Annotated in this window: 12 protein-coding genes and 1 pseudogene; 2 read left to right on the top strand and 11 right to left on the bottom strand. The window is 74.8% G+C overall.

Features of this window, described 5'->3' with window-relative positions; genetic code table 11:
- Positions 1-51: 51 nt before the first annotated feature.
- The 9 genes from FNQ90_RS00510 to FNQ90_RS00550 all read right to left on the bottom strand — a co-directional run bounded on the left by FNQ90_RS00510 (position 52) and on the right by FNQ90_RS00550 (position 19,082).
- Positions 52-1,458, bottom strand: a complete 1,407-nt coding sequence (locus FNQ90_RS00510) for a DHA2 family efflux MFS transporter permease subunit (protein ID WP_182604423.1) — start codon at positions 1,456-1,458, stop codon at positions 52-54.
- Positions 1,455-11,720 carry a non-ribosomal peptide synthetase gene (locus tag FNQ90_RS00515; RefSeq protein ID WP_182604424.1) on the bottom strand — a complete coding sequence of 3,422 codons (10,266 nt, stop codon included), beginning with the start codon at positions 11,718-11,720 and terminating at the stop codon, positions 1,455-1,457. Before FNQ90_RS00515 ends, FNQ90_RS00510 begins: the two co-directional genes overlap by 4 nt.
- Positions 11,692-12,579 (bottom strand): ABC transporter ATP-binding protein, encoded by an 888-nt coding sequence (locus FNQ90_RS00520; protein ID WP_182604425.1) that lies wholly within the window; start codon positions 12,577-12,579, stop codon positions 11,692-11,694. Before FNQ90_RS00520 ends, FNQ90_RS00515 begins: the two co-directional genes overlap by 29 nt.
- Positions 12,576-13,571 carry a FecCD family ABC transporter permease gene (locus tag FNQ90_RS00525; RefSeq protein WP_182604433.1) on the bottom strand — a complete coding sequence of 332 codons (996 nt, stop codon included), beginning with the start codon at positions 13,569-13,571 and terminating at the stop codon, positions 12,576-12,578. The genes FNQ90_RS00520 and FNQ90_RS00525 overlap by 4 nt, the downstream gene beginning before the upstream one ends.
- 68 nt (positions 13,572-13,639) lie before the next feature.
- Entirely contained in the window at positions 13,640-14,662 is a 1,023-nt protein-coding gene (locus FNQ90_RS00530) for a FecCD family ABC transporter permease (protein ID WP_182604426.1), read from the bottom strand.
- Positions 14,659-15,702, bottom strand: a complete 1,044-nt coding sequence (locus FNQ90_RS00535) for an ABC transporter substrate-binding protein (protein WP_182604427.1) — start codon at positions 15,700-15,702, stop codon at positions 14,659-14,661. Before FNQ90_RS00535 ends, FNQ90_RS00530 begins: the two co-directional genes overlap by 4 nt.
- 155 nt (positions 15,703-15,857) lie before the next feature.
- The gene (locus tag FNQ90_RS00540; protein ID WP_182604428.1) at positions 15,858-16,748 is read right to left on the bottom strand and encodes a siderophore-interacting protein; all 891 of its coding nucleotides are present in this window, start codon (positions 16,746-16,748) and stop codon (positions 15,858-15,860) included.
- A gap of 505 nt (positions 16,749-17,253) precedes the next feature.
- Complete coding sequence (locus tag FNQ90_RS27965) at positions 17,254-17,487, bottom strand: acyl-CoA carboxylase epsilon subunit (RefSeq protein WP_182604429.1); 234 nt, start codon at positions 17,485-17,487, stop codon at positions 17,254-17,256.
- Positions 17,484-19,082, bottom strand: coding sequence for an acyl-CoA carboxylase subunit beta (locus FNQ90_RS00550; RefSeq protein ID WP_182604430.1), 1,599 nt, complete (start codon positions 19,080-19,082; stop codon positions 17,484-17,486). The genes FNQ90_RS27965 and FNQ90_RS00550 overlap by 4 nt, the downstream gene beginning before the upstream one ends.
- Positions 19,083-19,229: 147 nt before the next feature.
- On the opposite strand from FNQ90_RS00550, the gene FNQ90_RS00555 reads away from it, so the two are divergent.
- Entirely contained in the window at positions 19,230-20,219 is a 990-nt protein-coding gene (locus tag FNQ90_RS00555; RefSeq protein WP_267132997.1) for an acyltransferase domain-containing protein, read from the top strand.
- Here FNQ90_RS00555 and FNQ90_RS26885 read toward each other — a convergent pair.
- Together FNQ90_RS26885 and FNQ90_RS28610 are read right to left on the bottom strand one after the other, a co-directional pair.
- The gene (locus FNQ90_RS26885) at positions 20,180-20,743 is read right to left on the bottom strand and encodes a multicopper oxidase domain-containing protein (RefSeq protein WP_323379705.1); all 564 of its coding nucleotides are present in this window, start codon (positions 20,741-20,743) and stop codon (positions 20,180-20,182) included. The two genes, FNQ90_RS00555 and FNQ90_RS26885, sit on opposite strands and share 40 nt — an antisense overlap.
- Before the next feature lie 424 nt (positions 20,744-21,167).
- Positions 21,168-22,505: pseudogene (locus tag FNQ90_RS28610) on the bottom strand (multicopper oxidase domain-containing protein); the annotation flags it as partial.
- Between FNQ90_RS28610 and fabG the strand changes: the two are divergent.
- The gene (fabG, locus tag FNQ90_RS00565; RefSeq protein WP_182604432.1) at positions 22,459-23,199 is read left to right on the top strand and encodes a 3-oxoacyl-ACP reductase FabG; all 741 of its coding nucleotides are present in this window, start codon (positions 22,459-22,461) and stop codon (positions 23,197-23,199) included. The pseudogene FNQ90_RS28610 and the gene fabG overlap by 47 nt on opposite strands.
- The last annotated feature ends 75 nt before the right edge of the window (positions 23,200-23,274 follow it).

Genomic DNA, 23,274 nt, shown 5'->3' on the forward strand with positions numbered 1-23,274 from the left:
TGTCGGGAGTGGTGGTGTCGGGAGTGGTGGCGGGGGCGGGCAGGGAATGCATCACGTCCTCCGGGGACGGGTTCGGGGCAACCTCGTGGCGCCGGCCGCGGCGATCAGGCAGAAGCCGAGCACCCACCAGAAGGTGTCGGCGAACGCCTGCGGGATGTCGGCGCCGCGGGCGTCCAGGCGGCCGTGCAGCACGACGGCCAGGAGCGCGGTCCCGACGGAACCGCCGACGGTGTTGAGCAGGTTGAGGGCGCCGGCCGCGCGGGGGAGCAGCGCGGGTTCGACGCGGCTGTAGACGATGTTCATGACCGGCGCGCCGATCATGGCCATGCCGAGACCGCGGATCACGAGGGACGCGGCGATCACGGCGTCGGGCAGGTCGTGGCCGAGTTGGGTGAAGGGGATCGTGCCGACCAGGATCAGCACGACGCCGGTGACGACGAGGGTGCGGGGGGCGACGGTGTCGATGGTGCGGTTGACCAGCACCGACCCGGCGACCGCGCCCGCGCCCTGGAAGGCGAGGACCAGGCCGGCCCCGGGGGCCGACAGTCCGTGGCCGGCCTGGAGGTACAGCGGCAGCAGGAAGGTCGTGCCGAACACCGAGGCGCCCAGCACGAGGAGGGCCAGGGCCGCCGCGCCGAACGGCGGGCGGGTGAACAGCCGGGGGTCGATCAGCGGCGTGCGGCGGGTGCGCAGCCCGTGCACGGTGAAGCCGACCAGCATCAGCGCGCCGGCCGTCACGCCGACGGCGGCCGGCAGGCCCCGACCGTGGGCGACCTCGGTCAGACCGAGCACCAGCACGGCCAGCCCGGGTGAGAGCAGCAGGGCGCCCCGCAGGTCGAAGGCGGCGCGCCCGGGCGCCGGGGGCACCACGGGCACCCGGCGGCGGGCCAGCAGGATCGCGACCGCCCCGATCGGGAGGTTGACCAGGAACAACCACGGCCAGGGCGCCACCCCGAGGATCGCGCCGCCGATCAGCGGGCCGAGCACCGGGGCCAGCAGGGGGACCACCGCGACCACGCTGATCACCCGTCCGGTGCGGCCGGGGCCGGCGACACGGGCCAGCAGGGCCTGCCCGGTGGCGGGCAACAGCCCGCCGGTCAGGCCCTGGAGCACCCGGAAGGCGATCAGACTCGGCAGCGACCAGGCCAGCGCGCACAGCGCCGAGGCGGCCAGGAAGCCGCCCACGGCGACCAGCCAGACCCGCCGGCCGCCGAAGCGGTCGGCGAGCCAGCCGGAGACGGGCACGGCGGCCACGACGGCGAGCAGGTAGGCGGTGGTGACCCACTGGATGTCGGCGACGGAGGCGTCGAACTCGGCGGTCAGGGTGTCGAGGGCGACGGCCACGATCGTCGCGTCCACCGTGGCCATGAAGGTGCCCAGGACCAGGACGAACGCGATCCCCAACAGCCTTCGGTCGCTCCCGTCCCGCTCGACGGGCGGGGCGGTGTCCCGGCTCATCGGCGCTCCAGGAGGGTGCGCACGTCCCGGTCGAGGTGGTCGTCCATGGTGCGGAGCAGGTCGAGGAGTTCCTCGGCGAGGCCGGTGACGTCCACCCCGTGGCGGGGGGCGAGCACGCCGGTCCAACCGTCGCCGTCGGGCATGACGGTGAGGGTCACCGGGTGGTGGGTCGCCTCGCGGAACCGGGTGCCGACGACCGTGAGGCCGGGGGCGGGCTCGCGGAGCCGGTCCGGGTCGACGGGGTAGTTCTCGAAGACCACCATGCTGTCGAAGAGCCGGCGTCGGCCGGTGAGCCGTTCCAGGTCGGTCAGGGCCACGTGGTGGTGTTCGACCAGGTTCAGCTGCCGGGCCCGGAGATCGGTGAGGGTCTCCGCGAGGGTGCCGGTGAGCCGGACCCGCACGGGCACGGTGTTGGCGAGCAGCCCGATGATCTCCTCGACGCCCTCCAGCCGCGGGGGCCGACAGGCGACCATGGCGCCGAAGCAGACGTCCGCGCGGCCGGAGCGGCGGGCCAGCAGCACCGACCAGGCGCCCTGTACCAGGGTGTTGGGGGTCAGACCGCGCCGGGCGGCGAGGCCGGTGAGCCCGGCGACCAGGTCGGCGTCGAAGCGGATGATCTCCGGTTCCCGCCACGCCGGGCCGGGCTCACCGGAGGACAGGTGGTCGCCCTCGGGCAGGTCCTCCAGTTCGGCGGCCCACGCGTCGAGGTCCGGTGGGTTGGCGGCGATCCACCGCAGGTGGTCGGCGAACGGCACGGGGTCGGGCAGCTTCGGCTCCTCCCCCCGGGCCCGCGCGGTGTACAGGGCGAACAGTTCGCCGAGGATGCGCGGGGCCGACCAACCGTCGGAGAGCACGTGATGGGTGGTCAGTACGAGATCGGTGCGGTCGGGGGCGCCGGCGCGGTCGGCGGTTGCGGCGCGGTCGGGTACGTGCCGGATGAGGGTCAGGCGGACCAGGGGGCCGGCCGCCGGGTCGAAGGGCTCGGCGAGATCGGCCGCCAACGCCTCCTCCACCCGGGTCTTCTCCCCCGGTGCGTCCCCCGGTGCGTCCACCGGGACGTCCACCACCCGGAAGTCCGGCCGGGGATCGATGGGGAGCACCGCCAGGGCGCCGGGGAACACCGCCCCCAGGTTCGGGTGACGGGCCAGCAGGTCGGTTGCCGCCACCCGCAGGGCGTCGGGGTCCAGCGGCCCGGCGAGGGAGAACGTCGACTGCACGGTGTACGGGTCGGGACGCTCGGCGCGCGAGTGCCGCAGCATCACCTCCTGGAGCGGGGTGAGCGGCTGGACGTCGGCGACCGGGCGGTCGCCGACGAGCGCCTCGGCGAGCGCCGGCGCGGCGGAGTTCAGCAGCTCACCCCGCAGGTGCCCGGCCAACTCCTCGATCTCCCCGGCGGTGTACAGCGCGGCGGGTCGGGTGATGCGGATGCCCAACCGGCCGTCGCGAACCAGGGCGTTGATCATCAGGGCGTACGGCAGGGGCAGGTCGTCGGAGCCGCCGGAGCCGAGCGGGTCGGCGTCCGCCGGGGGCCGCCAGGGCACCTCCGGAACCATCCGCTCCGGATCACCCGGCTCCCCAGTCGCCCCCGCCTCACCCGACGCGCCGGGGAAGCGGCCGAGGTAGTTCCAGGAGATCTCCGGCTCCACCGGCTCGAGCAGGCCGGCGGTGGTGAGGACGCCGTACCCCAGGCCGTCGCCCGAGGCGCGCAGGCGTTCGGCGACCGTCGTCGGGTCGTCGTCCGCCGTCAGCCGCACGGGGTGGACGGCGGTGAACCAACCGACGGTGTGGGCGAGGTCGGCTTCGGCGGGGCGGCCGTGGCTCTCCAGGGCGACCAGCAGGTCCGGGGTGCCGCGCCAGGCCCGCACCGCCCGGGCGAGGGCCGGGAGCAGCACGGCGTCCGGGGTGGTGCGGTGGACGGCGGGCAGGGTGGTGATCAGGGCGCGGGTGGTCTCCCCGTCGAGCCGCAGCTCGTGGTGACGCGCGGTTCCGGCGGTGTCCCGGGCGGGGTCGGGCACCGGCCCGGGGACCGGGGCGGCGATCGTCCGCCGCCAGTGCGGAAGTTCCTCCCGCCGGTCGGCCTCCCGCAGCGAGCGGGCCCAGTCGGGGAAGGACCGGCCGTGTCGGGCCGGCTCCTCTCCCCCGTGGGCGTGTTCCAGATCCTCCAGGAGGACGCGCCAGGAGACGCCGTCCACCACCAGGTGGTGGACGATCAGGACGAGCCGGCCCGGCCGGTCCGCCCCGGCGTCCCACCACAGGGCGCGCAGCAGCGGGCCGGTGCGCGGGTCCATCGCCGCGCGGGCCTCCGCGATCAGCGGGTCGAGCACGGCGCGCGGGTCGCCCTCGGCGGGGATCCGGGTCAGCACGTCGGCGCCGGTCACCGCGCCCACCGGTGGGATCCGCAGGGCGTCGTCCACCAGCCGGGCGCGCAGCGCGTCGTGTCGGGCCAGCACCGCGTCCAGCACGGTGCGCCAGGTCGCCTCGTCACCGCCCGGCGGGACGTGGACCTCCACCCACTGGCAGAAGCCGTCGGCGGCGGACCCGGCGCGGCGCAGCAGGTCCCGCATGATCGGGGTCAGCGGGGCGTCGCCGACGGCCGGGGCCGCCTCGGCGGTCAGGGGACGGGCCCGGGCCGCGATCCCGGCGACGGTTCCGCCGTCGAAGACGTCCCGCGCGGTCAGGCCCAACCCCCGGCGGCGGGCGCGGGAGACCACCTGGAGGGAGACGATGCTGTCCCCGCCCAGGGTGAGGAAGTCGTCGTCGGGGCCGATGTCGCCGGTGCCCAGGAGCTCCCGCAACACCTCCAGCAGCGTCGCCTCGGCCGGCGTGGCGGGTTCGCGCCGCGCCGCGACGGGGATCTCCGGGTCGGGCAGGGCGGCGGCGTCGAGCTTGCCTCCGGGGCCCAACGGCAACCGGTCCAGCGACATGATCGCCGCCGGCACCATGTGGTCGGGCAGCGTTTCGGCCAACTCCGCGCGCAGCCGGGCCGGGTCGGGCTCGAACCCGTCGGTGGGCATGTCGGCGGGGATGTCGGCGGGGATGACGTAGGCGAGCAGTCGGCCGGCGCGCGCGATCACCGCGCAGGCCCGCACCCCGGGCAGGCGGTTGAGCACCGACTCGATCTCACCCGGCTCCACCCGGTGGCCGCGGATCTTGACCTGCTGGTCGGAACGGCCCAGGAAGACCAACTGCCCGTCCGGCCGCCACCGGGCCAGGTCGCCGGTGCGGTACATCCGCTCCCCGGGCGGCCCGAAGGGGTCGGCGACGAAGCGCTCGGCGGTCAGCCCGGGGCGGCCGACGTAGCCGCGCGCGACGCTCGGCCCGGCGAGGTACAGCTCGCCGGTGGCACCGACGCCGACCGGCTGCAACCCGCCGTCCAGCACGTACGCGCGGACGTTGGGGTCGGGGCGGCCGATCGGCAGCGGCCCGGGATCGTCGGGCTCGTAGCGCCAGGTCACGGCGTTGACGGTGACCTCGGTGGGGCCGTAGGCGTTGAGCAGCGCCCGCCGGCCGGTGCCCCAGCGCCGGGCGAGGGCCGGGTCCAGGCGCTCGGCTCCGACCACGAAGAGGACGTCGCCGGGGACGGTGCGGTCCCCGGGCATCGCGGCGAGGAAGGACGGCAGCAGGTTCACGCCCGTCACCCGGTGCTCGGCGATGTAGTCGAGGAGTTCGTCGCCGGGCACCCGCACCTCCTCGGGCGCGATCACCGAGGTGCCGCCGGACAGCAGCGGCACCATCGTCTGCCAGAACGCCACGTCGAAGCCGGTGGACGCGAAGTGCAGGTAGCGGTCCCGCTCGGTGATCCCGACGACCTCCTCCTGCAACGCCACCAGGTCGGGCACGCCGCGCAGGGTGACCGCGACGCCCTTGGGTCGGCCGGTGGTGCCGGAGGTGTGGATGACGTAGGCGAGGTCGTCCTCGGTGAGGTCGGCGCGTGCCTCCACCGGATCGGTGTCCGGCACGGCGGCGAGGGCGGCGGGGTCGTCCAACCGCAGCACGGGCACCGGCCGTTCGGCGGGCACCTCGGCGCCGGTGGTCACCACGGCGGCGGGGGCGATGTCGGCGAGCAGGTACGCCAGGCGGTCCCGGGGGTGGCCCGGGTCCATCGGCACGTACACCGCCCCCGCCTTCGCCACGCCGAAGAGCGCCGTGGTCATCTCGATGTCGCGGCCGAGCAGGACGGCGACCGGGTCCCGGGGGCGCACCCCGAGGCCGATCAGCGCCCGGGCGATCCGGTTGGCCTCCCGGTCCACCTCGGCGTAGGTCAGGCTCCGGTCGCGGCACACCAGGGCCTCGGCGTCGGGCCGGCGGCGCACCTGTTCGGCGAAGATCTCCAGCCACGGGCCGCGGTCCCGGGTCGGGGCGGGGCCGCGGCCGACGCGCAGGGCCTCCTCCCGCTCGGCGGGATCCAGAAGGGGCAGCGCGAGGGCGGGCCGGTCGGGGTTCTCCACGATCTCCCGCAGGAGGGTGAGCAGTCGCCGGCCGTACCCGCGCACGGTCTCCGCGTCGAAGGCGCTCGGCTGGTGGCTCAGGTGGATGGTGATGGCGTCGCCGGCGAGGATGACGCCGGTCAACGGGTAGTGGGTGGCGTCGGTGATCTCCACTCCGGCCAGGTCGAGGCCGGGTTCGACCCGGACCCGGGTCCGATCGACCAGGGGGAAGTTCTCCATCACCAGCATCGTGTCGAACAGTTCGCCGACGCCCACCGCGCGCAGGATCGCGGGCAGGCCGACGTGGTGGTGGTCGGTCAGCGCGAGGCCCTCCGCGTGCAGACGCTCCATCACCTCCCGCGCGCTCTCGTCCGGGGCGTGCCGGACGCGCACCGGAATGGTGGTGCCGAGCTGGCCGATCATCGACTCCACGCCGTCCACCTCGGCGGGCCGGCCGGAGACCGGGCAGCCGAAGACGATGTCGCGACGGCCGGTGAGCCGACCCAGCAGCAGGCCCCAGGCGGTCTGGAGGACGGTGGTGAGGGTGACGCCCCGCTCGCGGGCGAAGGCGCGCAGTCGGTCGCTGAACTCCCGGCCGAGGTCGAGGCTCACCCGCTCGGGCCGCTCGACACCGCCGGCGTCGGTCCCGGCCGGGGCCAGTCGGGTGGTCTCCTCCACACCGGCCAGCGCCTCCCGCCACGCGGCGAGGGACGCCTCCCGGTCCCGGTCGGCCAACCATCGGAAGTACTCGGCGGGCGCGGGGGCGGTGGGCGCGGCCGGGCCGCCGCCCAACTCGGCATGGATCGCCAGGAGGGTGTGGCCGACCAGCGGCGTGGACCAGCCGTCGAGCAGCGCGTGGTGGTTGGTGATCACCAGCTTGTGCTCGGTGGGGCCGACCCGGGAGAGCAGGAAGCGGATCAGCGGCGGCCGGGTGGGGTCGAAGGGGCGTTCCAACTCCTCGCGTGCCGCCCCGGGGAAGCGGTCGTCGCGCCGCCAGTGCAGGGTGACGTCGGCCGGGACCACCTGCACGATCCCCTCGCCGGTGCCGCCGGCGTCGGGGACGTGGGCCAGGTGCGTCCGCAGCGCCGGGTGCCGGCGCAGCAGTTCCCGCGCCGCCTCCGCCAACCGGTCCGCGTCCAGCTCACCGGTCAGCGTCGCGATGGCCTGCACCACGTACACGTCGGTGTCGTGCTCGCCGCGCGCCAGGGTGTGGAAGGACAGTCCGACCTGAAGGGGGGTGGCGGGCAGCACGTCGGCGACCCGGCCGTCGGTCCCGCTCTCCAGGGCGTCGATGGCTGCCTGGTCGAGATCGACCAGCGGCAGGTCGGAGGGGGTGAGCCCGCCGACGGCCTCGCGGGCGTGGGCGGCCAGCGCCTCGAGCGCCGACCCCCACGCCTTCTGCAGGGCCTCCACCCGGTCGACACCGAGCACGCCGGTCGCCGCCGTCCACTCGACGGCGAGCCGGGGCCCGTCGGGACCCTCGCCCTCGTGGACGAAGCTGTTGAGGGCCAGCACCTGCTCCAGTGCCTTGCCGTCGGGCTCGATCACCGAGAAGGCGTCCCGTTCGGGCAGCAGCCAGTCGGTGCCGGCGGGCGGGGCGAAGCGGCCCAGGTGGTTCAGCAGCACGTCCGGCGGCGGGGTCGCGGCCAGTTGGGGACCGGCCACCGGGTCGAGCGCGCGCAGCACGCCGTAGCCGACGCCGGCGTCGGGGACGGCCCGTCCCGCCTCCTTGGCCGCGCGCAGCACCTGCCGCACGTCCCCGGCGGTGGGCACCCGCACCGGGTACTCGGCGGTGAACCAGCCGACCGTGCGGGACAGGTCGAGGTGTTCGCGGCCGTGCCCCTCCAGGGTGATGGTCACCGCCCCGTCGGCGCCCCCGTCGACGGCTCCGCTCTCCCGCAGGGCGAGCACCAGCGCGGCCAGCAGCACCTCGTCCACGCCCGCGCGGTAGGCGGCGGGCAGCGTGGTGAGGACGGCCTCGGTGACCTCCGGCGAGGCGAGGGTGACCGAGCGGTGGGCGGTCGCGGCCGTGTCCCGGGCCGGGTCGAGGGTGCGGGAGCCGAGGCGGGCGGCGGAGGCGAGCGCCTCGCGCCACAGGTCGAGTTCGCCGCGCCGGGCACCGGTGCGGCCCTGCTCGGCGAGGAGCGAGGCGTGCCGGCGCCAGGAGGCGCCGACCCGGTCGAGGACGCCACCGGAGCAGGCGGTGTGCAGGTCGGGCAGCAGGATCCGCCAGGACACGCCGTCCACGGCGAGGTGGTGCGCGACGATCACGAGTCGGTCCGGGTGGCCCGGGTGGTCCGCCCCGTCCGCGCCCTGCTCGACGCCGCGGATCAGGGCCACCCGCAGCAGGTCGCCCGCGCTCGGGTCGAGTTCCCCGGCCAGCGCCCGGGCGGTGTCGGCGGGGTCGGCGCCGTGGAGTTCGGTGACGACGGCCGGCACGGAGGTCACGGGCCCCGCCGGCAGGATCTCCGGACCGTCCGGGCCCGTGCGCAGCCGCAGCGCGTCGTGCCGCTCCAGCACGGCGCGCACGCCCCGCTCCAGGTCCCCGGGGTCGAGGGGGCCGACGCGCAGCGCGGTCCACTGCGCGTATCCGGCGATGACGGTGGGGTCCGGGTGCGGGTCGAGGAGTTGCCGCACGATGGGGGGCGCGGGCACCGGGCCCACCGGCTCGTCCGCCGGTTCCCCGGTGTCCGCCGACGGCCGGGCGGAGGCGGCCAGCGAGGCGAGGTCGCGGCGGGCCAGCAGGTCGCGGGGCCGCAGTTCCAGACCCCTGGCGCGCAGCCTGCTGCTGACCGTGATCGCGGTGATGCTGTCCCCGCCGAGGGAGAAGAAGTCGTCGTCCGGTCCGACCCGTTCGATCCCGAAGACCTCGGCGACCGCCGCGCACAGCCGCCGCTCGTTGTCGGTCGACGGCTCCCGGCCGCCTCCGGTGACCGTCGGGGCGGGCAGGGCGGCGCGGTCGAGCTTGCCGTGGGCCGTGACGGGCAGCGCGTCGAGGACGGTCACCACGGCGGGCACCAGGTGGTCGGGCAGCCGTTCGGCGAGGTGGGCGCGCGCGGTGTCCCCGGTGATCGGGGCGGCGGTGGTTCCGGCGGCGGGCACCACGTAGCCGAGGAGTCGGGAGGAGCGCACGGTCGCCGCCGCCGCGCCCACCCCGGGCACCGCGCCGAGCGCGGCCTCGACCTCCCCCAGTTCCACCCGGTGGCCGCGGACCTTCACCTGTCCGTCGCCGCGCCCCAGGTACTCCAGACCGCGCCCGGTCACCCATCGCGCCAGGTCGCCGGTGCGGTACATCCGCTCACCGGGCGGCCCGAAGGGGTCGGCGACGAAGCGCTCGGCGGTCGTGCCGGGCCGGTCGAGGTAGCCCCGGGCCAGCTGCGGGCCCGCCAGGTACAACTCGCCCGGGGTGCCGTGCGGTACCGGTTGCAGCGCGGTGTCCAGGACGTAGGCGCGGGTGCCGGCGAGGGGCCGGCCGATGGTCGGTTCCTCCCCGGTGATCGGGGCGCCGGCGGCGTCCACGGTCGCCTCGGTGGGCCCGTACATGTTGCGGGCGGTGATCCCCGAGGCGGCCACCCGCCGCCACAGCGCGGGCGGGGTGGCCTCGCCGCCGAGGATCAGCAGCGTCGGCCGCAGCGCCTCCGGGCCGCCGTCCAGCAGCGGCACGGCCATCGACGGGGTGGTGTCCACGACGTCGATGCCGTCCCGGGCGAACGCGGCGAGCAGGGCGTCGGCGTCCCGGGTGGTGTCGGTGTCGTAGACGTGCAGTTCGTGTCCGCACAGCAGCCACAGCAGGTGCTCGATGGCGGAGTCGAAGGCGAGGGAGTAGGTGTGGGCGACCCGCAGCCGCCGGCCGGCGGCCCGCTCGGCGTCCGCGATCACCGTGGCGCGCTGGTGGTGCAGCAGCGCGGCGAGGCCGCCGACCCGGCCGAGAACGGCCTTCGGTCGGCCGGTGGAGCCGGAGGTGTGGATGACGTGGGAGAGGTGGTCGGGGTGGCGGGGTGCGGACAGTTCGTCGGGGCCCAGTGGATCGCCGGAGAGCCCGGCGGCCTCCGCCCACAGGGTGCCCGGGGACAGCGTGGGGGCGGGGATCGGCACGTCGAACACGCCGTCCGTCGACGGACCGTCCGCCCCGTCGGCGATCAGGATCAGCGCCGGGCGGGTGTCGGCGAGCAGGTCGCGCGTCCGCTCCGCCGGCTGGTCGGGGTCCAGCGGCTGGAACGCGGCGCCCGCCGCCTGCACGGCGAGCACGGCGGCGACCGTGTCGGCCGAGCGGGGCAGCGCGAGCGCCACCACGTCGTCCGCGCCGACGCCCCGGGCCCGCAGCGCCCGGGCCATGCGGTGGACCCGCTCCCCCAGTTCCCCGGCGGTCCACCGCACGTCGCCGCCGACCAGGGCGGTGCGGTCGGGATCGGCGGCGACCATCGCGGCGAACGCGGTCGGCGGGTCCGTGGGCGTGCCGGGCACGGCCGGCGGGGCCCACTCGGCCGGAACCCCCGCCGCGCCGGTCAGTGGGATCCGTCCCACCGGACGACCGTCGGTCAACCCCGCCGACAGGGCCCGCAGCGCGTTCAGCTTGCCGTCCACCCCGGCCCGGTCATGGGTCCGGGCGTCCACCTCGAAGCCGAGCAGCAGCCCGCCGTCGCGGGTCGGCAGCACGCTCAGGCCCATGTCCTCCGGGGGGCCGCCCGCCACGTTGCGCATCACGCCGACCGAGCCGGCGAAGTCGAGGGTGAGGTCGAACGCCTTGAGGTTGATGCCGCGCCCGTGCAGCAGGGCGCCCGCTCCGGGCGTCCCGAGGTCACGCGGCAGGTCCTCGCCCCGGTACCGCTGATGGGCGCGCATCTCCCGCATCGCGGCGGCCACCCGCCGGCCCAACTCCCCGAGGTCGTCGCCGGGGCGCACGGTCACCCGCAGCGGCAGCACGTTGACCGCCATCGCCGGCGTGCGCAGCTCCACCGAGCCCGAGCGGCACATCAGCGGCAGCGCGAACACCACCTCGGAGCGTCCCGTCACCCGGTGCAGGAAGGCGGCGTAGCAGGCGATCAACGCCTCGCCCCAGGTGAGGCCGACCCGGTCGGCGGCGGCGCGCAGCGCGGCCAACTCCTCCGGGGTCACCTCGGCCCGGGCGGTCAGGGTGCGGTCGGGCGGGCCGGCGGCGGTGTACGCGCCGTCGGGGCCCTCGATGTCGGGCAGCGGCGTGAAGCGATCCACCCAGTACGCGCGATCGACGGCGGCCCGCTCGCTCCCCCGGTAGGCCAGGTCGGCGGCGACCACGTCGGCGAACGCGCCGAAGGTCCGCGCGGGCGGCTCGGCGCCGCGCACCAGGGCGGTGTACCGGGCGGCGGTGCGGCGGGCCAGCATCGCGGCGGTGTACCCGTCGAAGACCAGGTGGTGGCCGAGCTGGGTGTACCAGACCTCCCGCTCGGAGAGCCGCAGGACGGTCCGCGCGTACAGCCGGCGGTCCACCATCCCCCGGAACTCCTCGGCGAAGCGGGCCCGTTCGGCCTCGACGAACGCCGTGGCGGCGGCCCGCGGGTCGGCCTCGCCGGTCAGGTCCACGATCGGGGGCGGTTCGACCGGGTCGGCGGCGATCGTCTGGCGGGGCCCGTCGGGGGTGTCCACCACCCGCAGCCGCAGGCTCTCCGCCTCCTCGGTGGTGGTCCGGATCGCCTCGGCCAGCGCCCCGGTGTCCACCGGTTCGTCGCCGGATATCTCGATCACGTCGCCGACCAGGTAGTACGGCGAATCCGGTTCCAGGCGCTGGGCGTTCCAGATGCCCAGCTGCGCGCCGGTCAGGGGAAGCGGCTCATCCGGGGAGAGGCGGGGGGTGCTCAACTCGGTCTCCTTGGAGTGTGGGGACGACCATCGGCGTGCCCGTCACCGGATCGGGGACGATGAGGCTCGGCAGGTCGAACACGTCCTTGATCAGCGCGGCGTCCACGATGTCCGCCGGGACGCCCTCGGCGACCACGCGGCCCTCGCGCACGGCGACCAGGTGGTCGGCGAAGCGGCACGCCTGGTTGATGTCGTGCAGGACGGCGATCACCGTCCGGCCCTGATCCCGCAACTTTGAGAGCAGGGCGAGGAGTTGGTACTGGTGGGTGATGTCGAGGAAGGAGGTGGGCTCGTCGAGCAGCAGGTAGGGCGTTCGCTGGGCGAGCACCATCGCCACCCACACCCGCTGTCGCTGGCCGCCGGAGAGTTCCTGCACGGGGCGATCGGCGAGGTCCTCGACACCGGCGGCGGCCATCGCCTCCTCGACCGCCTCCTCGTCGGCCGGTGACCACAGCCCCAGCAGCGACCGGTGCGGGAACCGGCCCCGGCGCACCAACTGGCGGACCCGGATGTCCTCGGGGGCCAGCGGGTCCTGGGGCAGGAAGCCCAGCAGTCGGGCCAGCGCCTTGGCGGGGTAGTCGCCGACCTCTCGGCCGTCGAACCCCACGTGCCCGGAGTCGGGGCGCAGCAGCCGCACGAAGGCGCGCAGCAGGGTGGACTTCCCGCAGCCGTTGGGGCCCACGACGGCGGTGAACGCGCCGTCGGGGATGTCGAGGGTCAACCGGGTGGAGACCACCCGGTCGCCGTAGCGCAGGGTCAGGTCCCGGGCGGCCAGCCGGACGTTCGGGGGCGCGTCCGGGCGTGCGTCCGCCGGGGTCCCCGTCCGCGCGTTCGGGTGGGTGTCGGGGTGTGCGGTCATGCCCGCCTGACCTCCCTGGTCAGCAGCCAGATCAGATAGCAGCCGCCGATCGCGGTGCTCACCACACCGACCGGCAGGGCGACGGGCGCCAGCAGCGCCTGCGCGATCAGGTCGGCGCCGAGCAGCAGCACGGCCCCGGTCAGCGCGGCGGGCAGCAGCGGCACACCGGACGCGCCGGCGAGCCGGCGGCCGATCTGCGGGGCGGCCAGCGCGATGAACGCGATCGGGCCCGCGACGGCGGTCACCGTGGCGGTGCAGCCCACGCCGATCAACACCATCAGCAGCCGCAGGCGGTTGAGGGAGACCCCGGTGGTGACCGCGATCGCGTCGCCGAAGGAGGTCTGGTGCACCGCGTGCGCCCGCATGACCAGCAGTCCGAGCAGCACCGCGATCACCGAGAACGGCAGCCACAGGTGGTGCCAGCCGACGCCGTTGAGGGAACCCGCGCTCCAGCCCACGGCGGCGATGGCCACCTCCAGTTCGGCGCGCAGCACGATCCAGGAGTTGATCGCCGTCATCATGGCGTTGACGCCGATGCCGATGACCACCAGCCGCAGGCCGGAGAAGCCCCCCTTGGAGGAGAGGAGGTGGATCGCCGCGGCCACCGCCAGTCCGCCGACCACCGAGGCCAGCGCCCGCTGTCCCGAGGTACCGGCCAGCACGGTGATGGCGAACAACGCCCCGGTGTACGAGCCGGTGTCCAGCCCGATCACGTCCGGGCTGCCCATGGGGTTGCGGGTGAGGTTCTGGAAGATCGCCCCGGCCACGCCGAGCGCGGCCCCGAAGACCAGCGCCGCCGTCACGCGCGCCAGTCGCCACTCCACGATCACCACGGAGTACTCCGGCCCGAACAGCACGGCGAACACCTCGCGGGGGGTGGCCCAAGAGGAGCCGAAGCACAGGCCCACCAGCGCCAGGCCGAGGACCAGGACGACCAGCACCACCGTGAGGACGACCACGCGGAGTTCGGCCCGCAGGCCTCCGACCCGCAGCTCGCGCGGGCCGCGGCGCACGCGGGGGGCGCGCGCGCTCGGGGTGTCGGGGCGTTCGAGCAGATCGGTCACAGTGTCCCCGCCCCGTAGCGGCGGACGGCCCAGATCAGCATCGGACCGCCGAGGAACGCGGTCACGATCGCCACCGGCACCTCGCCGGTCGGCAACAGCACCCGCGAACCGATGTCGGCGAACAACAACAGGATCGGTCCCACCACCATCGAATGCGCCAACAGCCACGGCACCGAGCCGCCCGCCACGCGGCGGACGAGGTGCGGCACCATCAGCCCCACGAACAGGATCGGTCCGGCCAGCGCCGTCGCCGCCCCGCTGAGGACGGTGACCAGCACCAGCACCGCGCCCCGGATCCGGTTCACCCGGGTGCCCAGGGTGTGCGCCACGTTCTCGCCCAGCGCCAGGGCGTCGAGGGAGCGACCGAGCAGCAGCGCGCAGGCCAGCGCCACCACGACGGCGGTCACCGGCACCAGGATCGGCGCCTGTTCCCGGGACGCCAGCGACCCGACCGACCAGAACCGGTAGACGTCGAAGACGTTCGGGCTCATCAGGCGCAGGCCCAGGGCCACGCCGCCCAGTACCGCCGTCAGCGCCACGCCGGTGAGGACCAGGCGCAGCGGTGAGTGCCGCCCGACCGCGGTGACCAGCACCGCGGCCAGGACGGAACCGAGGATCGCGAAGCCCATCGTGCCCGCCGGGCCGGCGGCCAGACCGTACGCCGACCCGAGGGTGATGGCGAACCCGGCCCCGGCGGTGACGCCGAGGATGCCGGGCTCGGCCAGCGGGTTGCGGGTCATGGTCTGGATCAGCGTGCCCGCCACGGCGAGTGCGGCGCCGACCGCCACGGCCAGCAATGCCCGGGGCAGTCGGAGCTCACGCACGATCACGTGATCGTCGGTGCCCGCGGGTGCCAGCAGTGCCCGGATGACCTCGGCGGGCGGGATGGATCGGGCGCCGATGCCGACGCTGATCACGGCGATGACCAGCAGCAGTGCCAGCCCGCCGAGGAGCAGGCCGACCTGCGGCGCCCCCCGTGCGGTTCCCGTCCGCCGGGCCTCGCGATCCTTGACGGTCACCGGTCCAGCAGCGGCGCGAACGACTCGTCGAGCGCCTCGAGGGCCAGCACGGCCTGCCGGTAGGTCGCGGCCTCGGTGTAGCGGACGGGGAAGGTCATGCCGGCCTTGACGGCGGGCAGGTTCTGCCACAGCTCCGAGTCCATGACGTACTGCACCGGCTCGGGGACGCTGCCGTCGGCGTTGACCGTGTAGGTGATGGCCTCGGCGTCGCCCAGCGCGTCGGGGAGTTCCTCGATGGAGGGGTACTCGCTGACGGCGCGCGAGCCCGGGCCGGGCTCCTTGACCTCGCCGTAGTAGTTGGCGCCGATGTCCTCGGCGACGTTGGTGCCCCAGGAGCCGCCGAACTCGCGCTGGAAGGTGCCGCCGGCGACCTCACCGTAGGCGCCGATGTGGCCGAAGTCGAGGTCGGGCAGCACGTCGGCGTACTTCTCGGCCAGTTCGGCGGCGGCGGCCTCGTACTCGGCCTGCACCTCGTCGAATCGCTCCAGCGCGCCGGCGGCGTCGGCCTGCAGGCGGGACAGCTCGCGCCAGGCGGAGGGGATGGTGGGGCCGATCGCCACCACGGGTGCGATGGACTCCAGTCGGTCGAGGTCGAGGTCGCCGAGGACCGGGGCCGGCACGCCGATGACGATCAGGTCGGGCTCGACCCCGGCGATGGCCTCGTAGTTGGTCTCCGCCGCCAGCTCACCCGCGACCCGGGTGATCCCCTCATAGGTGGCGAGGTCCTCCTCGTTCATCATCGGCTCGCCGCGCTGCCAGGAGGATATGCCGACCAGCGGGGCACCGGCCTCGATGAGCACGGGCACCGCGTAACCGGTGGCCACCACGCGCTGCGGGTCGGCGGGGATGGTGATGTCGCCGTTGTCCGCGCCGAACACCCGGGTCTCGTTCGACTCCGCGCCCCCGGCGCTCCCGCCGTCGGCTCCGTTGCCGGTGTTGCCGGTGTCGTTCCCGTCGGCATCGGAGGAACCGCCACACGCGGTCAGGCTCAGGGCCAGCGCGACGGCACCGGCGAGGACCGCGGATCTGCGGATGGACATGCGAGAACTCCCTCTTTCGCGGCAGAGTTGCCCTGCCAACTTAGGTAAGGCTTACCTTATCTGATCGTCGTTCCGGCAGGACATCCCCCCGGCGGACCGGGGCGATGCGGGACTCGCCCGCCCCCGTGCCGCCGGGTGACCGGGGTGCCGGGTCGTCAGGCCCGCCGGGCGGCGTGGTCGGGGTGCCCGGACCCGTGCCCGTGGTCGTCGTCGAAGTCGGCGACGCCGCGCTTCCAGTAGCCGGTGATGTCGTGATCCCCCTTCGGCAGCCGCAACACCTCACGCACCCAGCGGCGCAGCGGCTTGAGCTGCCCCGCCTCCCCGGCCGCCCACACGTACACCCGCTCCCCCTTCGGCACGTCCACCGCCGTCATGGCGTCCGCCAGGGCGGTCCCGGTGCCGACCGGCCGGTCGCCGCGGTGCAGCCAACACACCTCGAAGCCCTCCGGTGCCGAGAGCCCGATCTCCTCCTCCGCGCCCGCCACCTCGATGAACGCCCATCCGCGCGCGGTCCGGGGCGACTCCTCCAACCATCGCGCGATGGCGGGCAGCGCCGTGATGTCACCACCGAGCAGGTACCGGTCGTAGGCGTGCGGGACGATCAGCCCGCCGGGCGGGCCGGCGACGTGCACCCTCGCGCCCGGCCGGACCGCGCGGGCCCACTCCGAGGCGAGTCCGCCCTCGTGGAGGGCGATGTCGATGTCGATCTCGCCCGACGCCGGGTCGTGGCGGCGGACCGTGTACTCCCGCGAGGTGGGCGAGGGTCGGGGCCAGCGCAGCATCAGCCCGTTCGGCTCGGGCAGCCGCAGGGAGCCGTCCGGCTCGGGGAAGAGCAGCTTCACGTGCTCGTCCGGGGCGTGCGCCTCGAAGCCCTCGGTGCCCCTCCCGCCCAGGGTCAGGCGCAGCAGCCCCGCACCGACCGTGCCGGTGCGCACGACCTCGGCCTCGCGGACCCGGATCGGGTAGCCCACCTTCTCGGCGGTGCGGCCGGCGCGGACCTCCGCGATCCGGTCCAGGTGACGGTGGCGGTGGTCCTCCCTGCTCACGCGACGCCCCCCGTCGGCGGGACCGGGCGGCGCGCGGCGCCGGCGTCCGGCGGCTCCGGGAGACGGATTCGGGCACGCTCGGACGACGGGGTCCGGTTCATCGGGTCGCTCCTGCGGGGGTCGGCGCCGCCGGTGCGGCGGCCGTCGCGTGGAAGTGAGGGGGGCGCCCCGGCCGGGCGGCCGGTCCCGGGGGGATCGACCGAGCCCCGGGCCCCGGACGGCGTGCGCCCTCCCTCGATCAAGCAAAGTAAGGCTAACCTAACCGCGTCGAGGGACGCATGACAAGAGGCACCCACGAGGAAGTGGCCGGCCCCTCGTCCCACAGGACGTCACATGACCGCTCGTCATCTGCCTTCGTACGCGCGGCAGTCACTCCCGATCGCACGCGTGCCCGACGAAATGACGTGCCCGGCACCACGCGTGCCGGTCCGGAGGGCGCGGGTTCGACCTCATCGGAGCCCCGGGGGCGGCACCCGCCCACCGGGAACGTCCGGTCCCTCGCCGCTCATCGTTCCCACCGCCGGGCGGGATGGGGCCGGGAGGCCCAGGACGTGGCCGGGAATCGCCGCCCGGTGAGGTCCGGGGCCGTCGCCGGGCGCCGGGCGGACCCGGCCGTGGCGGAGGAAGCGGTGAGGAGGCAGAGCACCGAGGCGAGAGCCGCCAACTCGTCCGGGGTCGGGACGCCGCGGAGCACCCGGATGACCCGCCCCTCCTCGGCCTCGGTCCGACGGCCGCTCACTGGGGCTGGTTCCCGTGCTTGCGGCCGGGCAGCGGGGCGTGCTTGGCCCGGAGGGCGGCGAGCGCCCCGATCAACCGGATCCGGGTCTCCGCCGGATCGATGACGTCGTCCACCAGACCGCGCTCGGCCGCGTAGTAGGGGTGCATCAGCTCCGCCCTGTACTCCTTGACCATCTTCCGGCGCATGGCCTCGGGGTCCTCGGCGGCGGCGATCTGCCGGCGGAAGATGACGTTGGCGGCGCCCTCGGCGCCCATCACCGCGATCTCGTTGATGGGCCAGGCGTAGGTCAGGTCCGCGCCGATGGACTGGGAGTCCATCACGATGTAGGCACCGCCGTACGCCTTGCGCAGCACGATCGAGATGCGCGGCACGGTGGCGTTGCAGTAGGCGTACAGCAGTTTGGCCCCGTGCCGGATGATGCCGCCGTGCTCCTGGTCCACACCGGGCAGGAAGCCCGGCACGTCCACCAGGGTGACGATCGGGATGTTGAAGGCGTCGCACATCTGCACGAAGCGCGCGGCCTTCTCCGAGGCGTGGATGTCCAGGACCCCGGCCAACACCTGCGGCTGATTGGCGATGATCCCGGTGACCGCGCCCCCCAACCGGGTCAGGGCGCACAGGACATTGCCGCCCCAGCTCTCGTGCACCTCGAGGAACTCCCCGTGGTCGGCGATCTCCTCCACGACCAGACGCATGTCGTAGGGACGGTTGGGATCGGCGGGCACGATGTCGAGGAGCGCCTCGGTCCGGCGGTCGACCGGGTCGTCCGGGGGCGCCTCGGGCGGCAGCTCACGGTTGTTGGCGGGCAGGAGGGACAGCAGGTGGCGCACGTCCTCCAGGCAGGATTCCTCGTCGTCCCGGGCGAAGTGCGCGACCCCGGAGACCGTGCAGTGGGCATCGGCACCGCCGAGCGCCTCGTGCGTCACGCGGTCCCCGGTGACCGCCTCCACCACATCGGGCCCCGTCAGGAACATCTGGCCCGTCCCTCGCGTCATGAAGACGAAGTCGGTCAGGGCCGGTGAATAGGCGGCCCCTCCGGCGCACGGCCCCAGGATGACGCTGATCTGGGGGATCACCCCGGAATTGCGGACGTTGCGCAGGAAGATGCCGCCGTAACCGGCCAGGGCGGTGACACCCTCCTGGATCCGGGCGCCCGCCCCGTCGCACAGGCCCACCAGGGGGGCGCCGGCCGCCTCGGCCATGTCCATGATCCTGTGGATCTTCTGGGCGTGCGCCTCACCGAGCGCGCCACCGAAGATCCGGAAGTCGTGCGCGTAGACGAAGACCGTACGACCCCACACCTCCCCCCAGCCGGTGACCACCCCGTCCGTGTGGGGGCGCCGATCCTCCAGACCGAAGCCGGTGGCGCGGTGCCTGCGCAGTTCGCCGGTCTCGACGAAGGTGCCCTTGTCGAAGAGAAGGTCGAGGCGTTCGCGCACCGTCAACTTGCCCCTGGCGTGCTGGGCCTCGGTGGCCCGCGGGTCCGGGCCGGCCAGGACGTTGTGACGCAGTTCCTCGAGTTCGGCCGTGCGGTCGCGCAGATGGCCGCCCAACGGGACCGCGCCGTCCGGGAGCCTTTCCTCGGCAACACTCATGCACCGCAGCGTGTGCCCGGACGCTCGAGAAGAACTCGACGGCTTCTCCACACCCGGGTCGAGGCCGGCTCGACCCGGGCCACCGACGCTTGCCGTATGACGTCCCCTCCTTCGCGTCCCTCCCGGCCCTCCCGCTCCGTCGTGCTGATGTTTCCGGGCACCGGGGCCCAGCACCCCCGGATGGCGGCCGGACTCTACGGCCACGAACCGGTCTTCACCGAGTCCGTCGACGCGGTGCTGGACCGGCTCGGAGCGGAGGGGGCGGCGGCGCGACGCGACTGGCTGGCGGAGCACCCCACCGTGCCCCTGGACGCCGACAGTCGTTCGGCGCCGCTGCTGTTCGCCGTGGACTACGCGATGGGCCGGCTGGTGGAGAGCTGGGGCGTGCGGCCGGCCGCCTACCTGGGCCACAGCATGGGCGAGTTCGTCGCCGCCGTGCTGGCCGGGGTGTTCCGACTGGAGGACGCGGTGCGGCTGCTGTGGGAGCGGGTTCTCCTGCAACGGCGGAGTCCGGCCGGGGGCATGATCGCCGTCGCGGCCGCTCCCGGGCGGCTGACCGGGCTGCTGGAGGACGGAGTGGTGATCGGCGCCGTCAACGGACCCCGGAACACCGTTCTGTCGGGCCCCGGGGCCCCCCTCGACGCGACCGGCCGCCGGCTGACGGCCCACGGCCTGACCTGGCGTCGACTGGCGACCCGGACCCCGTATCACAGCCCGGCCCTGAGTTCCCTGGTCTCCCCCACGGAGGCACTCATCGCCCGCTTCCCCGGGCGGCCACCGCGGACCACGATCTACTCGGCCCACACCACCCGCCCGCTGCTGCCCGCCGAGGCCCTCAGCCCTCGCTTCTGGGCTCTCCAGCCCACCGCCCCGGTGCTCTTCGGGCAAACGCTGGACCGGGTGGTGGCAGACGGTGACCGGGTACTGGTGGAGGCGGGGCCGGCCCAATCCCTGGCTACGACGGCCCGGGCCCACCCGGCGGTCCGGGCGGGCCGCAGCACGGTGATCGCCACACTGCCGCCCCGGGCCGCCGGGCCCCGCGCGGACCGGGACCACGTCCGGGCCGCGCGGGAGGCCCTGGTGAGCGGGGAAGCGATTCACTCCGGGAGGTTGCCGGTGGCGCGGCCGGTCTCGTAGGGACTGTGCACGCCGTCGTACACCAGGTGCATCACCATGCCGTCCCGGGCGTGGTCCAGGTTGTGGCAGTGGTCCATCCACAGACCCGGGTTGTCCGCGCGGAATGCCACCTCGTAGCGCTCCCCCGGCGCGACGTTGAGGGTGTCGGTCCACCAGGGCCCGCCGGTGGCGCGACGACCGTCCCTGGAGAGGACGAGCATCCGGTGGCCGTGCAGATGCATGGGGTGGTCGTCCAGGCTGCGGTTGACGAAGGTGACGTGCACCAGATCGCCCTCCCGGACCAACAGGGAGGGGATGTCGGGGTGGACCCGGTTGTTGACGGTCCACAGCACCATGAACTCCCCGTCGTGGAAACCGAGGCTGTTGCCGAACACCTGGTGGAACCTCCGGTCGAAGCTCGGGTCCGGGCCGAACGGCGGCTCCCCCGGGGATCCGTAGTCCAACGGGTCGAAGAGGGGCCCCTCGGTGAGGGGGTCCGGCGCCTCGACGTCCTCGGGCCCGAGCAGCAGGGCCGCCGGTTCCACCGCGTCGGCTCCGTACGCCCCGTCCTCGCCGCACCGGTGAGTCGGGCTGGCGGAAGGTGAGGTCGTAGCGGCCTCCACCGGCGACCCGCAGCAGGGTGTCACGCAGTTCCGTGGCCCCGGGCACCTCGTTCCCGTCGATCGCGGCGACCTCGAAGCCGGTCCCGGTCAGGGAGAAGGTGCGCGGGCAGTTGTCGGCGTTGACCAGTCGAAGCCGCACCGGGGTACCCGCCGGCACCTCCCTCCACCGCTCCCGGGTGCTGTCCCCGAAGGCGGTGCGCAGTTCCCCGCCGAGACCGTTGTTCCCGCTGAGCGCGCCGCCCCGGGGCGGACCGGCCGGCCCGTCGCCCTCACCGACACTCCACGCGTGCGCCACCACGGCGAGGTCCAGGCCCGGCGGGGCGGGTTCGGGGTCGGGTTCCTCGACGATCAGCGCGCCGAAGAGGCCGCGGGCGACGCTGACGGCGGGCTGCTGATGCGAGTGGTACCAGAAGGTCCCCGCCCGGTCCGGACGGAAACGGTAGACGTGCCGGCCACCCGGTGGCACCGCGTCCTGGGTGACACCGGCCACCCCGTCCTCGGCGTTGGGGACGTCGACCCCGTGCCAGTGCAGGGTGACCCCGCCCCCGACGTTCTTGTTGACCAGGACGACCTCGACCAGTTCCCCCCGTCGGACGCGGAGTTCCGGTCCCGGCAACCGGCCGTTGAAGGCCAGGGCCGCCACCGTCTCCCCGGAGGCCAACCGCAGCGTCTCCTCCGCGGCGGTGAGGGTGATGGTTCGGTCGGGGGTCGCGGTGCGGGGGCCGGTCAACCGGGAGACGTCCCGGTGCGGTGCACCGCCCGGCCCGGGCCCACCCCCCGTGTCGTGGACGTGCCCGTGGTGGCCGGCGCGGGCCGGGAGCCTGCTGTTCTCCGCGGCGAAGGAGAAGACCCCGACGGGGACGAGCACGAGAACGGCGACCCCGGCGGCGAGGCGCGCCAACCGGACGGAGAGGGCCCGGGGCCGCCGGCCGGGGTGGGCCTGCGCCTCGCGGCGTCGCACCTGCCACAGGTACAGGCAGACCGTCCCGACCAGCAGGAAGGCCGAGTGGAGGAGGAAGAGGCCGGTGTGGGGCGGCGCCGGCGGACGCAGGGTCAGGATGGCCCCGGCCACGGCCGCCAGCGCGCACGCCCACACCGGGACCACCAGTCGCGGATCGGCGGCCGACCGGCGCAGGGCCGCCGCCGCGCCGAGGTCCGTTCCGTCCTCCCCCGACGCCCGCGACCGCCGGGCGGCCCGCCCGGTCCGCCGGTACGCGGGAACCGCCATGAGGAGGACGGCCGCGCCGGTCGGCACCAGGGGCACCGCGCCGAACAGGACGTAATCCACGGCCGCGGACCACCCGGCGGCGAGGGCGAGGGCGAGGGCCGACGCGACCCGCAGCAGCAGCGCCACCAGGGCGACGCCCAACAGGACGAGTCCCATCCCGACCCGGCGCGGGAGCCGTGCAGCCGGGCGCAGCGCCAGACGGCGTGCCCCGTGTGCGGCGAACCCCCACAGGACGGCTGTCAACACCGCCCAGAGGACGTTCTGTTCGAAGAGATTCTCCACCATGCCGGACAGGGTGCGGGCCCGCGTTCGAGTCCGCCTCGAGTCGAGTCCGCCTTGAGGCCGCTCGGTGATGCTCACGACGCCCGGGGCGCCCGCCACGGGCGTCCCGCACCGGAGGGGTATCGACATGCAGGAACGGCGCTGCGCGCTGGTGACCGGAGGTTCGCGCGGCATCGGCCGGGCGATCGCGGTCCGGCTGGCCCGGGAGGGCTACGACATCGGCTTCTGCTCGCGCTCCGCGGACGAGGCGGCTCTGGAGACGTCCCGGCTGGTCGCCGCGGAAGGGGCCGCCGTCCACCACTCGGTCTGTGACGTCACCGACCTGGCCGCGGTACGCGGGTTCGTCGCGGAGGCGGAGGAGAAACTCGGACCGCCGCACGCGGTGGTCAGCTCGGCCGGGGTCCTGCGGGACCGGCCGATGGCGCTGATGAGCGCGGAGGACTGGAGGACGGTGGTCGGCACCAGCCTGGACGGCGCCTTCCACCTTTCCCGCGCGGTGCTGCGCGGGATGCTCACCCGCCGGGCCGGGGCCCTGGTGAACGTCTCCTCCGTGATCGGTGTGTACGGGAACGCCGGCCAGAGCAACTACGCCGCCGCCAAGGCGGGACTCAACGGGTTGACCCGGGCCCTGGCCAAGGAGGTCGCCCCCCAGGGGATCCGGGTGAACGCCGTCGCCCCGGGGTTCATCGAGACCGACATGCTCCGGGACATGAGCGACGCCGCCAGAAAGACCGCCCTGGGCAAGGTCGCCATGGGACGGTTCGGCAGCGCCGAGTCCGTCGCCGCGCTGGTCGCCTTCCTGCTGTCCGACTCCGCCGACTACATCACCGGTCAAGTGGTGCGGATCGACGGCGGGATCGCGCTGTGAGGTGGCGGTGATGTCCTCCGAGAGCGTGACCGCCGGCCCGCCCGCGGCCGGCGCAGAACCCTCCGCGCCCGAACC

It is taken from the genome of Streptomyces alkaliphilus (genome assembly GCF_014141535.1).
GTDB classification, from domain to species: Bacteria; Actinomycetota; Actinomycetes; order Streptomycetales; family Streptomycetaceae; genus Streptomyces; species Streptomyces alkaliphilus.